General features: G+C 38.2%; 15 protein-coding genes and 1 pseudogene. 9 read left to right on the top strand and 7 right to left on the bottom strand.

Annotation, left to right across the window (positions count from 1 at the left end; translation table 11 throughout):
* Positions 1-119: 119 nt before the first annotated feature.
* From ACTQX6_RS08505 to ACTQX6_RS08495, 3 genes are all read right to left on the bottom strand, one after another.
* The gene (locus ACTQX6_RS08505) at positions 120-320 is read right to left on the bottom strand and encodes a C-GCAxxG-C-C family (seleno)protein (protein WP_294688754.1); all 201 of its coding nucleotides are present in this window, start codon (positions 318-320) and stop codon (positions 120-122) included.
* Position 321: 1 nt separating this feature from the next.
* The gene (locus ACTQX6_RS08500) at positions 322-1,713 is read right to left on the bottom strand and encodes a 6-phospho-beta-glucosidase (protein ID WP_294688753.1); all 1,392 of its coding nucleotides are present in this window, start codon (positions 1,711-1,713) and stop codon (positions 322-324) included.
* A gap of 128 nt (positions 1,714-1,841) precedes the next feature.
* Positions 1,842-2,696, bottom strand: coding sequence for a MurR/RpiR family transcriptional regulator (locus ACTQX6_RS08495; RefSeq protein WP_294688751.1), 855 nt, complete (start codon positions 2,694-2,696; stop codon positions 1,842-1,844).
* 109 nt (positions 2,697-2,805) lie between these two features.
* Between ACTQX6_RS08495 and ACTQX6_RS08490 the strand changes: the two genes are divergently transcribed.
* From ACTQX6_RS08490 to ACTQX6_RS08465, 6 genes and pseudogenes are all read left to right on the top strand, one after another.
* Positions 2,806-3,549 (top strand): inositol monophosphatase family protein, encoded by a 744-nt coding sequence (locus tag ACTQX6_RS08490; protein WP_294688749.1) that lies wholly within the window; start codon positions 2,806-2,808, stop codon positions 3,547-3,549.
* Positions 3,550-3,708: 159 nt separating this feature from the next.
* Entirely contained in the window at positions 3,709-4,179 is a 471-nt protein-coding gene (gene tnpA, locus ACTQX6_RS08485; RefSeq protein WP_294688748.1) for an IS200/IS605 family transposase, read from the top strand.
* Between the two features lie 99 nt (positions 4,180-4,278).
* A pseudogene (locus ACTQX6_RS08480) lies at positions 4,279-5,175 on the top strand (ammonium transporter); the annotation flags it as partial.
* Positions 5,176-5,186: 11 nt separating this feature from the next.
* A complete protein-coding gene (locus ACTQX6_RS08475) occupies positions 5,187-5,552 on the top strand; it encodes a P-II family nitrogen regulator (RefSeq protein WP_294688746.1) in 366 nt (121 codons plus the stop codon).
* Between the two features lie 88 nt (positions 5,553-5,640).
* Positions 5,641-5,823 carry a hypothetical protein gene (locus tag ACTQX6_RS08470; protein WP_294688745.1) on the top strand — a complete coding sequence of 61 codons (183 nt, stop codon included), beginning with the start codon at positions 5,641-5,643 and terminating at the stop codon, positions 5,821-5,823.
* 27 nt (positions 5,824-5,850) lie between these two features.
* The gene (locus ACTQX6_RS08465; protein WP_272002639.1) at positions 5,851-5,982 is read left to right on the top strand and encodes a hypothetical protein; all 132 of its coding nucleotides are present in this window, start codon (positions 5,851-5,853) and stop codon (positions 5,980-5,982) included.
* Between the two features lie 52 nt (positions 5,983-6,034).
* Here ACTQX6_RS08465 and fucO read toward each other — a convergent pair whose 3' ends face one another.
* Positions 6,035-7,180 (bottom strand): lactaldehyde reductase, encoded by a 1,146-nt coding sequence (gene fucO, locus ACTQX6_RS08460; RefSeq protein ID WP_117447121.1) that lies wholly within the window; start codon positions 7,178-7,180, stop codon positions 6,035-6,037.
* Between the two features lie 93 nt (positions 7,181-7,273).
* Entirely contained in the window at positions 7,274-7,819 is a 546-nt protein-coding gene (locus ACTQX6_RS08455; protein WP_117447120.1) for a TetR/AcrR family transcriptional regulator, read from the bottom strand.
* 252 nt (positions 7,820-8,071) lie between these two features.
* Between ACTQX6_RS08455 and ACTQX6_RS08450 the strand changes: the two genes are divergently transcribed.
* A complete protein-coding gene (locus ACTQX6_RS08450) occupies positions 8,072-9,271 on the top strand; it encodes an aspartate kinase (RefSeq protein ID WP_294688743.1) in 1,200 nt (399 codons plus the stop codon).
* A gap of 45 nt (positions 9,272-9,316) precedes the next feature.
* Entirely contained in the window at positions 9,317-10,216 is a 900-nt protein-coding gene (locus tag ACTQX6_RS08445; protein WP_229035601.1) for a PHP domain-containing protein, read from the top strand.
* 156 nt (positions 10,217-10,372) lie between these two features.
* Here the strand turns inward: ACTQX6_RS08445 and ACTQX6_RS08440 are convergent, their stop codons facing one another.
* On the bottom strand, positions 10,373-11,032 hold the full coding sequence (locus tag ACTQX6_RS08440; RefSeq protein ID WP_117447118.1) for a uracil-DNA glycosylase: 660 nt from the start codon (positions 11,030-11,032) through the stop codon (positions 10,373-10,375).
* Positions 11,033-11,107: 75 nt separating this feature from the next.
* Between ACTQX6_RS08440 and ACTQX6_RS08435 the strand changes: the two genes are divergently transcribed.
* Positions 11,108-12,259, top strand: a complete 1,152-nt coding sequence (locus ACTQX6_RS08435) for a bifunctional folylpolyglutamate synthase/dihydrofolate synthase (protein WP_240937841.1) — start codon at positions 11,108-11,110, stop codon at positions 12,257-12,259.
* Here the strand turns inward: ACTQX6_RS08435 and ACTQX6_RS08430 are convergent.
* Complete coding sequence (locus tag ACTQX6_RS08430) at positions 12,246-13,286, bottom strand: metallophosphoesterase (protein ID WP_117447116.1); 1,041 nt, start codon at positions 13,284-13,286, stop codon at positions 12,246-12,248. The two genes, ACTQX6_RS08435 and ACTQX6_RS08430, sit on opposite strands and share 14 nt — an antisense overlap.

Below are 13,286 nucleotides of genomic sequence, written 5' to 3'. Positions count from 1 at the left end.
GTTTTGCGTATGTTTCTACATTCCGTATCGTGAAGCTCTTCTTTAAAGTTACGAACACAAGCCTGGATGATTGGCCTAAAGGTATCCAGCTGATCATGTGCTTTTGTCTGAATGAGAAGCTAGGATAAAACGGCAGTGCAGCCAATTAAGGCGCCGCAAGTTAACCCGGTGTACATACCACTTCCAAAACCAGATAACATTTTCATGGATTCTTCATCTAAACCAAGATGATAGTATTGATTGGCAGCACGAATGATCGTTTCGCTGCAGTTATAGTGTTCTTCCAGGTAAAAGTGATCGATCCATTCTTGTAAGTTCATCTTATTTTCCTTCTTTCATCAGTTCCTGGACAACGGGATCTTTGATTTGTACGTTTTCTTCTTTTAAGTGCTGAATCGCTGATGCGAATTGAGATAAATAAGCTTCATGGGCTAAAAGAAGCTGGTCTAAGACTTGTTTGGCACTTTCTCCGGATGGAATCAGAGGATTTAGTGCAAAAGCTTCCATAGCCATTCCATAATTTCCGATAATGGCCGCGTTGATCGTACATTCTTCCATGGCCTTCATGCACTGTAGCCATCCTCTTTGCGCGCTTGGAAACTTGCCCCAGACGATTGGTGTGGCCCCTTTGCAATCGATGATTGAGCTGACTTCTACGATGGAATCTACCGGCAGTTCCGGAATGGCGCCTTTATTTTGCGTGCTTACGACCATATGAATCTTTTTGTTGTTGTAGATGGCATTGATGCATTCACAGGCAGCATCACTGTAATATGCTCCACCTCGCATGCTGAGTTCTTCGGGTTTATGATCCAGCTCTTTGTTTTTATAAAGCTCGAACAGTTTTTCTTCGGTATGCTTTACCTGCTGGCCGCGAGTACCGATCGTTTCATATTCCTCCAAACTATGCTTTAACATTTCTTCCTGGCGATAATAATAACGATGATAGCCACATGGAATCATCTTCATTTGTTCGATTTGTGCTCTAAAGAAAGGCACATTGTTGATATTGGCCGGTAAACCAATATCTTTTCCTTCAAATAAAGCATCGATGACTTTCTGTGTTAAGTCATTCCCCTGTTTATCATAAACTTTATGCCAGTGAAAATGATTGATTCCGGCAAACTGATATGTCAGATCTTTTGGGTCATAGCCAATGGCTTCCGGTTCTTTCATCATCGCAATAACAGGTACGTTACAAAGACCGATACATTTATTCCACTTTCCATATTTGATGACAGCTTCTGTCACCATGCCGCTTGGATTGGTAAAGTTGATCAACCAGGCACTGGGACAGACTTCTTTCATATCTTTGACAATATCCAGAATGACAGGAATCGTTCGAAATGCTTTGAAAATACCGCCGGCGCCATTGGTTTCCTGTCCCAACATGCCATAAGATAAAGGAATTCTCTCATCTTTAATGCGAGCTTCCAGAAATCCTACACGAAACTGTGTTGTCACAAAATCCGCATCTTTTAAGGCTTCTTTTCGATCCATACTGACATGGATTTGTACATCATGACCGGCTGCTTTCCACATACGTCTTGCCATATCGGCATCAATGTTGACTTTCTCCTGTCCATTTTCTACATCCACCAACCAAATTTCACGAATCGGAAGTTCGTTATATCGTCGAATAAATCCTTCCATCAATTCCGGTGTATAACTGCTGCCGCCACCAATTGTTACAATCTTTAATCCCTTTTTCATTCTCTAGTCCTCCTTGCGAGTTCAATATATATCCATTACAAAATAAGAACAATAGACGAGAGAAGAGTAGATATTTTTTCCCTAAAATAATAAAAAAGTGTCAGAAAAATTGGAACTTTCTGAAACTTTTAGTCTAAACGATCATCCATAAAATCCATAGCTTGCCACACGTAGTTATGATTACGTTCTCGATCTAAATTATAAATACATCCAAAAAGGATATCCATTACATATTGTAAGGCAATATGACTGGCATATTGCGATATACGATCCTGCAGCTTTTCTGTATCACTTAAAGCCAGATGATATTTCACATACTGAGGATAGCTGTTACATCCGATACGAGAAATCAAGATAACAGGAACTTGTTTTTCATCTAATTTTTTAAGTATCGGAAGAATAAAAGATGCTTTTCCGGAATAGGATAAAATCAAAGCTACATGACTTTTATCAGATGCCAGAGCATATAAACGCTGTTCATAAAAAGATACAGGACAGTTTACTTCCTTTCCAATCGTGATCATCTGATCTTGAAAGTTTTTGGCAACATGCATATTATGCGCATGTGTATAAATATCGATTTTCTTTGCGTGAAATAATATAGAAGCCACATCCTGTAGAATAGAAGGCTCCAGACAAGCCATTGTATCACGCACACTTGTTTCATAGAGCTTGACAAGTTTTTCGGCAATATCCATAGGTGCATCGGATTTGATGAACGGATAATTTACATCGATATCATGTTGTGTCAGCTTATTGTTTGAGAGATCCTGAGAAAGTTGCACTTTGACATCATTAAAACCCGTACATCCGATCTTTTTACAAAAACGATGAATGGCAGACTTGGAAAAATAAAGAGCGTTGCAGAGATCTTGTAGTGACATGTGGATCACATCCTGCGCATGCGTTAGAATATAGTATCCTATTTCGGTTTCTGCCGGTGTTAAGTGCTTACAAGCCTGTATGCGTTTTTCTAATGTCATAGCTGCCTCTTTTCTAAATCTTTTTATATCGTCATCTTATCATATCACTGGAAAAGATTGTGTAAAAAACAAATATTTGGACTACAATGTGCATAAGGAGACTAACGTTATGGATACAAAAGAAATAAAAGAACTATTACAGAAAGTTCGAGAAATCGGAGAACCTTTAAAACAGGACAAAGAATTACAAGTACAATCAAAAAATGGAATTCAGGATCTTGTGACCGACATGGACAAGAATACCGAAAAGAAATTAAGAGAAGTATTACAAACATTTACACCGGGATGTACTTTCATTGGAGAAGAAGGAAATCAAGTCATCAGTGATTCCATGTGGATTATTGATCCTATTGATGGTACAACCAACTTCATCAATGCGCAGGAGGGGTATGCGATATGCTTAGCGTATGTAAAAGATAAACAACCAATCTTAGGAATCGTATATGATGTGGCAGAAGATACGATGTATTGGGCCTATAAAGGAAAAGGCGCTTTTGTTAATGATAAGAAGGTGGAACAAGCACTGCCAAAAAGACCACTTTCACAATGTGTATGGGAAGCCAGCTTAAATACATTGTTGGTATTTCCAAAGTTGATTGATTTATTTCAACAGACAAGAGGACATCGTTCCCGTGGTTGTTGCAGCTTATCGGTGATTTCGACAGCTTTAGGGAAAACAGATTTTTATCTGACGGAGCAGGCTAAATGTTGGGACTATGCGGCAGCGGATGTATTCTTAAAGGAATGTCAGGGGATATCCTGGTGTAAAAAAGATTATTTCAGTTGTGAGCCCAATCTATACATAGCAGTTCATACCCAGGAAGTGATTGAAACAATAAAAGAATATTTGTAAGGAATCCAAGTGCGATTCCTTTTTTTGGCTAGTAAAACCCCTAGATAGTCTAGGGTCCGCCTAAGCTTAAGCGAAGAGATTATGAAAAAAAGAGCCTCCTTGCATTATAATTCGTATGTGGTCTGCAAACTACAACGAAAGATGTAAGAAGGTCTTTTTATGTCACAGTATACCGATGACTTACACAGTTTATCACATACGAAATGGAATGGTAAGTATCATGTGGTATTTGCACCCAAATATCGCAGGAAAGCATTTTATGATGCAAGGAGGCTCGAAATCGGTCAAATATTAAGACAGTTATGTGAGTGGAAAGGAGTCAATATTCTCGAAGCCGAAGTGTGCGTGGATCATGTACATATTCTTTTGGAAGTACCACCAAAGATGAGTGTATCTGGATTTATGAGATATCTGAAAGGGAAGAGTAGTCAGATGATCTATGAGAAATGGTCGAATGCCAGATTCAAGTATCGAAGCCGACAATTCTGGTGTCGAGGCTATTATGTAGATACGGTAGGGAAAAACATAAAAAAGATAGAGGAGTATATAAGAAATCAGCTGAAAGAGGATAAAATAGCCGAGCAACTGACTTTGGAATTCGAAGACCCGTTTACGGGAAAACAGAAATAATGCAAGTCACAGACCACGCAGCGCTGTAAAGCGCAGCTCTGAAAGCAGGGCTATGCCCGCATATGATCCCCCGGCTAGGCCGGGGGATCATTATTTACCGGAGCGTTAGTAGGAAGGATGAACTTTAAGGCATTGTTTCTTTTTGTAGCTTTATGGTCATTGCTTGTGTATTATCCACTGGCTCATATGGTTTGGGGTGAAAATGGATTTATTGTTTCCTTAGGTTCTGTTGATTTTGCCGGCGGAAATGTTGTGCATATCAGTTCAGGCATTACAGCCTTCGTATTGGCCATATGGCTTGGAAAGCGAAAAGGGTATGATCAGGTGGTTTATCGTGTACACAATATCCCTTTTGTGGTATTAGGCGCGACTTTATTATGGTTTGGCTGGTATGGCTTTAATGCCGGAAGTGCACTAGGAGCCAATGGTTTAGCGGCCCATGCCTTTATGACCAGTGCCTTTGCTTCGGCGAGTGCTTTGTTGTCGTGGATGTTGATTGATGTGATCGTAGATGGAAAACCGACTTTGGTTGGAGCCTCTACCGGTCTTGTGGTCGAACTTGTTGCCATTACACCGGGAGCCGGCTTTGTTCCGATTTGGGCATCTTTTATCATTGGTGCATTGGTGAGCCCTATCTGTTATTTTGGGTTTAAAGTAGTGAAATCGAAGTGCAGGATCGATGATTCACTGGATGCATTTGGCTGTCATGGCTTAGGCGGGATTTGGGGCGGTATCGCTACCGGATTATTTGGTATGACAAGCATCAATGATGTCGCACAGTGGAACGGTTTATTTTTTGGACAAACAGAGCTCTTTGCAGCTCAGCTGGAGGGTATCGTGATAACGATCCTGATTGCTGTAGCAGGGACTTTGATTTGTGGTTTTATCGTAAAATGCTTTGTGCCACTTCGAGCCACAGCTAAACAAGAAGCCATAGGTATGGATGCTTCGATGCATGGAGAACAAGCTTATCCAAGTTTTAATGGATTTGATTAAGGAGGATCGATATGCTGATTAAAATAGAAGCCATCGTGCGTGAAGAAGCTTTTGAAGATGTCAAAACGGCTTTAAATGAAATTGAAGTCAGGGGTTTAACGGTTTATCAGGTGATGGGTTGCGGTATTCAAAAAGGATACAATGAAGTAGTCAGAGGGGTAAAAGTAGATCTGCAGATGCAGCAAAAGATCAAATTTGAAATCGTTGTATCTTCTCCGGAATGGGAAAAGAAAACTATCGAAGCAATTTCAAAGGCAGCTTACACGGGGGAAATAGGGGACGGGAAGATATTTAGTTATGAAATTCGCTCGGCTTATCGTATCCGTACAAAAGAAACCGGCTACGATGCGATTCAGCCAACTGATAAAGTGGAATGAAAACAAGAGAAAAAAGATTGGATTGATTGTAACAGATCACGGGATTTTCGCAACTGGCTTAACAAACAGTTTAAGATAAATTGTTGGCGTGCCTGAAAATTATGTACCGATTGATTATAGAGAAAGTGATTTTCTAGAGGATATATTTAATAAGATGATAGATGCACTCAATGTTCTTAAAACGTGTGATGAAATCCTTGTTTTATGTGATCTTATCGGAGGTGTTCCTTTTAAAACAGCAGTAAAAATAGGCATTTCTTATCAAAAATAAGAAGTCGTTGGCGGTGTGAATTTAGGCATGTTGGTTGAGATCAATCTGACTCGGGCATTTGTCAAAAATGTAAAAGAACTGGCAAAAGTTGCCATCGAAACAGGAAAAGAACAGATTGCCCGGTTTAATTTTTCTTTGGGGAAAAAGTTATACAAATAGATATTACAACAAAAGTGCATCCGGCGTTTGGATGCACTTTTGTCTATAGAGATTACATTAATTTTCTAAATAACGCTTTTAGATCTTCAATGCTGGCATCTTTTGGATTGCCCGGAGCACAGGCATCGGCATAAGCCGATTGGGCAAGGAAATCAAGATCTTCTTCTTTTAAAGCTTCCAGTTTTTGTGGAATGCCTACATCCTGTGATAACTGACGTACCGCATCCACGGCTGCTTTACGATATTCATCCTGTGTCATGGAATCGACATTTTTAACACCCATGGCACGAGCAATTTCACGATACTTTTCTTGTGTACAATCGGCATTATATTCCATAACGATCGGCAGCATCATTGCACAGGCAACACCATGTGGTGTATCATAAACTGCACCCAGCGTATGAGCCATAGAGTGGGCAATTCCTAGTCCAACGTTTGAGAATCCCATACCGGCGATATACTGGCCTAAAGCCATACCTTCACGTCCTTCTTTTTCATTGGCTACCGCACTGCGTAAAGAACGGCTGATGATTTCAATGGCCTTTAAATGGAACATATCTGTCATTTCCCAGGCAGCTTTTGTCGTGTAACCTTCAATCGCATGCGTCAATGCATCCATACCTGTAGAAGCGGTTAGACCTTTAGGCATTGTAGACATCATATCAGGATCTACAACGGCAATGACCGGCATATCGTGTGGATCTACACAAACGAATTTTCTTTTTCTTTCTACATCGGTAATAACATAATTGATGGTAACTTCGGCAGCGGTCCCGGCTGTTGTCGGAACGGCGATAATAGGAACACAAGGTTTAGTAGTGGCAGCAGTTCCTTCTAAGCTTCGTACATCTTCAAATTCCGGGTTGGCAATGATGATTCCAATGGCTTTAGATGTATCCATAGAAGAACCTCCACCAATGGCAATGATGTAATCGGCGTTAGCTTCTTTAAAAGCTTTTACACCGTTTTGTACATTTTCAATCGTTGGATTCGGTTTGATATCTGAAAAGATTTCATATTCCAATCCTGCTTCATCCAATACATTGGTAACTTTTTCTGTGACTTTGAATTGAATCAAGTCCGGATCGGAGCAGACCAAAGCTTTTTTAAAAGCTCTTGCCTTGGCTTCATTGGCAATTTCCTGGATGGCACCAGAACCATGATACGATGTTTCATTTAACATAATTCGATTTGACATAGTGTTTTTCTCCTTTTCTGTAAGCGCTTTATCAATTCAATTGTAACGATTTATGTTCAAAAAGATAAGTTACAGAATAAGGAAAGTGTCACTTTATAATAAATCAATGGAAACAAAAGCTTTCTTGACTTCCGGTGGCATCGCATCACATAGCTGGCTTGCCAGTGCATCCGGAGAAATGGGTGTATCTTCCAATAACCATTTTACCGTCATGTATATAGAAGACTGACAATACATTTCCAATTGAAACTTTAAAATAGAAGATAAAGGCATCCCTGTTTTACTCTGGATTCGATCTGTGTAAAAAGATAAAATCAGTTCAAAATCATGATCTCTTAAATTATTTTGATCATCGTTTTGAAAAGCGGCTCTAAAAAACAATTTTTCCTGAAGGATAAAAGTAAACTTCTTAAACAAAGCTTCATAAATCGTCTTTCCTTCTCCCATATGTTGAAAAGATTCTTGTAGGATCTTATCAAAATACCAGTTAACTAAATCTTGTTTATCTAAAAAATGTCGGTAAAATGTCTGACGAGATAGATTACAAGTATCTGTAATATCTTTTACAGTAATCTTTTCATAGGGTGATTTCTTCATACATGTTTTTAGTGCATCCGCAAAAATATATTTTGTGTCCATAAGTACTCCTGTTTCTTGGTAATATCATAAGAAAAAATGAACGAAAAATAAAATTTTTTCCAAAAAAAGTCGGATCAAATTTCAAAAAAGTCTGAACTTTGAATTGATGTATGTATAGATAATACAGAAAATCTTCCAATGAATTAAAAAGCTTTCCGGACTTTCTAAGAAAGTCATAATGGAGAATGCATGATTTCATTGTGCATTCTTTTTTCTAGTGATAAAATAAATCCGTTTTGAAGGGTGTTGCTTATGAATATTGTGGAGAAATATGGTGGAACAAGCGTGGGTTCCATAGAACAAATACAAGCGATTGCCAAGCATGTAAAAGAGATGCGCGAAGCGGGACATACTTTGATTGTTGTCGCCAGTGCCATGGGTGGCATGACCAATAAACTGATCGATCTGGCTAGTCAGGTTTCTGATCATATCAATACAAGAGAGCTGGATTCTTTATTGTCAACAGGTGAACAAAGAACAATTACCTTATTGGCAATGGCTATTGATGCATTGGGCATACCGGCTGTTTCACTGACCGGCTATCAATGTGGTTTTATTACCAGTCATCATCATGCACACGCACGTATCAAGGATATTGATCTAACCAATGTTAAAAAGCATTTAGAACAAGGAAAAGTGGTTGTCGTAGCCGGTTTTCAAGGGGCTACAGAACATGGCGAAATTACGACATTGGGAAGAGGCGGCAGCGATACTACAGCAGTAGCGTTGGCCGCTAAATTAGGATGGGCTTGTCATATCTATACGGATGTCAATGGCATTTATACGATCGATCCGCGACTCTATCCAAAGGCAAAACGATTAAAAGAAGTCAATTATCAGGAAATGATGCAGATGGCCTGTCTCGGATCTGGCGTCTTAGAAACTCGCAGTGTAGAATTGGCCAGTAAATATCAAGTGCCGCTGTATCTTGGAAAGGCATTGGAAGGTTCAAAAAAGAGAGGAACATGGATCATGGAACATACAAAACAATTGGAAGATATGCCCATTACAGGCTTAAGTGTAAAAGATGATTATGCGATCATGCGTATCAGCCACATTGAAAATGATGGTGTCTTTTTAGGAAAGCTTTTCCAAATGATTGCGGATCTAAACATCAACCTGGATACAATTTCGCAGCAGTTGGATGATGAAGGAAAGGCGAATTTCTCTTTCTATTGTACAGAAGAACAAAGTCGTATGATCATGGAAAATATGGATAAAGTAGGACAGAATTACCCAATTACCCGTATGCTTGGATTTATTAAGCTTTCCTTGGTAGGCTTGGGAATATCAACGCATAGTGGAATTGCTTCGAAAGTATTAAATACATTACGTGAAAACAATATTCCTTATTATATGATTACTTCCAGTGAAATCTCCATTTCATTGACAATTGACGCACAAGATAAGGAAAAAGCCATTCAAGTATTGGGAAAAGCCTTTGATTTATAGAATATGCGACATTTCATAAATTATAGAAAAGAATGAAGGAAAGGGATGAAAGAGATGATTCATTTTGATTTACATATGCATTCGAATCAAAGTGGTGATGGACAATTTACACCGGCTGAGCTTGTGCAGATGTTAAAAAAGGCGGACATTCAAGTAGCGGCATTGAGTGATCACGATACTGTTAAAGGTGTTCCGGATATGATGGTGGAAGGGAAAAAAGAAGGAATACAAATCATACCGGCCATCGAATGTTCTACCTTATTAGGAGATTATGATGTACATGTATTAGGATATGGAATCAATTTGGATGATCCTTATTTTCAGACGTTACAGGAAAACATACAAAAAAAGAATGATGGTGTATTTCATCAAAGAGTTGAAAAACTTCGGCAAAAATATGGAGTAGAAATCGATGAAGAAAAGGTAGTCAGAGATGCCAATGGAACCAATCCATGGTTTATTATGATGACAAGACTCTTCCAGGATCCTCGTTATCAGAATATCGAAGATTTTAAAGATTATATTCCCGGTGGCAAGCGCAGTGATCCGGCACCGGTCAATTTCTTTTGGGACAAATGTATGCCAGGCAGCGATCTTTATGTAAAAGCATATAATCCGGATTTTAAAGAAACGATACAAAAGATTCATGAAGCGAATGGCTTGGCGATCATTGCACATCCTTATCAGACATTTTATAAACAGGAAGAACGTCTGCAGTATGCTTTAGACTGTGGTATTGATGGATTAGAAGCTTACAGCAACTATCATCAAGATTATCATAATGAATACTATGAACAATTTGCCAGAGAACATAATTTGTTAATTACTTGTGGCAGTGATTTTCATGGAGAGAAAAAGCCAAGCATACGCATGGGGGAATATGGTTTACATAAAGATGGAACCCCATTTTTAGAAAGCTTTTTGAAGGCATTGGAAAAAGAATAGAAGGATTTTTATGAGAGTAGATAGGTATAGGATATCTACTCCTTTTTTGAAGCTGCATGAAAGTGTTTTTTCATATTGTTTAAGAATAAAGAGTTATCATTAGCATAATTAGTTAAAATGATAACTCTTTGTCTTAATTTTTGTGATGAAATTTATTTAAAACCAGTGAATTGGTTCTTTACCATGTGCAACGAGAAATTCGTTGCATTTTTTAAAATGCCCATTGCCAAAGAATCCACGATAAGCGCTTAATGGACTTGGATGAGAACTTGTCAGGACCAAATGATTTGGGTTATTCAAAAAACGACGAACTGCGCCTGCTTTAGATCCCCACAATAAGAAGACCACTGCGTCTTCTTTTTCATTGATGCGCTGTATGGCAGCATCCGTAAAATTTTGCCAGCCAATATTTTGATGGGAAAGAGGTTTTGAATCTTCTACGGTCAAAATAGGATTCAATAATAAGACTCCTTGTTTAGCCCAGTCTGTTAAATCACCATTACGATGAAGTTTAACATGATATTCATCCTCAATCTCTTTGTAAATGTTAACTAATGAAGGAGGAATTTTAACGTTGGGTGCTACACTGAACGCAAAACCTTGTGCCTGTCCGGGTTGATGATATGGATCTTGCCCCAGAATAACAACCTTTGTATCTTTTAAAGATGTTGTTAAAAAAGCGTTGAAGATTTTTTCTTTTGGTGGATAGATCTTTTTGGTCTTATATTCACGAGCTAAAAAATAATTAATTTTATTCAAATATTCTTTTTGAATCTCTGTATCAAAAAGTTCTTGCCAGTCATTATTAAAGTTCATTGTAAACCTCCATGGATTATTTGTACGAAGTCTATTATAATACTAATCATGAATCTACAGGAAAAAATTTCATGGATGGAATCTAAGAAAAGTAAAAATATGGATTTGGTTGATTACCGAGAAATTATGGATCGGTATTTACCATACCATAAGAAACTCAAAAAAATTCAGGTAGCTGGTACAAACGGAAAGGGCAGTACATGTCGTTGGATGGCTTTGATGCTGGAAGAACTGGGCTATCAAGTTGGTGTTTTTACATCTCCGCATTTAATCGTTCATAATGAAAGAATACAAATCAACGAAACAATGATCTCTGATTCGGATTTAGAGCGTTTGTTTGATCAATATCAAAATGTCTTTATAGAACATCAAATGACCATGTTTGAAATGGATTTGTTTTTGGCCATTGCTTATTTTTTAGAAAAGAGAGTTGATTATGCCATCATAGAAGTGGGTTTAGGTGGAAGACTGGATGCGACCACAGCTTTAGATTATGATGTGACAGTATTGACCAATGTTGGTTTAGAACATACTGAAATCTTGGGGGATACAATAGAAAAGATTGCGCAGGAAAAGAGTGGTATCTTCAAGCCAGGGGTATTAGCTGTTTGTGGGGAAGATAAGCCACAGGCGCAACAAGTTATTGAACAAAATGTACGAGCCAAAAGAATACCATTTTATTATTCTTATCTACCAGAATATAAAAAAGTAGGAAAAAAATATTGGATCGACTCGATGGATGGCATCCTTGTTTTTGATCAGCCTTTTTACCAGATGAAAAATTTTATACTGGCCTGCGATACATTGTATCATTTAGGTTTTCGCCTGCGTTATAATACGCTTCAAAATGCTATTGATCATTTTGTTTTTTTGGGACGCTGTATGATATTAAGAAAAAGGCCGTTGCTGGTGGTGGATGGTGCTCATAATCTGGATGGTATCAATGCATTGGTAACCTCCATAAAAACTTGGCAGGGGGATATCTATTTTTCGGTTTTAAAGGAAAAAGATGCAAAGCACATGTTAGATGTTTTAACGAGTCTTCAAGGACAGATTCACCTGGTCAACTTTTCATCGGACAGACTTTATCCTCTGGAAACATTGGGATTTGAGGTACTATCTATGGAAGAAATGGAAAAAAGACTTCAAATGACACATCAAAGAGCTTTAGTGTGTGGTTCTTTGTATTTTGTCGGTGAAGTCTTAAAATGGTTTAATTCGAAGTAATAGAAATGGAAACATATTCACTGATCCCCTCCGTACGGGTTGGAAATCCCCAACCATGAATACCGGATGTTGTGATTTGTGTAAAGTTTCCTTTTTTTATCATGCCATAACCGTGTTCAAAAATTCCTAAAGAATTTGCCAAAGAGCCGACTGGGAAAATTTGACCGCTATGTGTATGTCCGCTTAACTGAAGATCGACCCCGAGTTCTTTACAGAGTTTTAGATCGCTGGGTTGATGATCAAAAACAACGATATACGAATCTAAGTCACATGTTTTCATAAGGCTATGCAGGGATCGTCTATTTTCTTCCAAGTCTTCTCTGCCGATTAAGGTGATGTTTCCAAAATGCAGGATATCATCCTGTAAGACGGTGATACCATTGGATTCGATCACTTCTTTTAATGTTTCTTTGGAAAAAACGGGATCATTTGCGTAATGTTGGTTATCATGATTGCCAAAAACATAATAGACATCAGCAGTTTTTGTCAGTTTGCCCAGTGTCTGAAATACCGTTTTCATTTGATCAACGGTTGTGAACTCATCAACGATATCTCCGTTAAGAATATAAAAAGAAGGCTTTTCTTTTTGAAGATCTTTTACGATGCTACTTAACTCTTCTTCCGTCATGACATTTGGATAATGTAAATCGCTGATCATGACGATTTTGGTATCAGGAATGTTTTTTGATGTTTGAAGATCATACGTTGTTTTTTCAATATTCTTCATATTGAAGATGCCGTAAATGCAGATTGTTATTGCCAACAAAAAAGGAATAAAGAAGATCCATCCTTTTACATCCTGATGAAAGATCAAACAGATAAGCTGCGTGATTAGAAGACAAAACAAGAGATGTAAATAAAAGATAGGGAAGATCGTATTAAAAGTGATACAAGGCAGCACAAATAATAACAATAATCCCCATAAAGCCCATGAAGGAAACTGCGGAAACCAGCGATGAATCAACAGAAAAAGATCTACGACCAACAAAAGGCAAAGGATTGCCAAGCCCATCTTTAAATAAATCAT

This window comes from Faecalicoccus sp. LCP19S3_E2 (assembly GCF_052121255.1).
GTDB lineage: Bacteria > Bacillota_I > Bacilli_A > Erysipelotrichales > Erysipelotrichaceae > Faecalicoccus.
The sequence above is the reverse complement of the archived record's forward strand: the minus strand, read 5'-3'. Positions and strand labels throughout refer to the sequence as shown.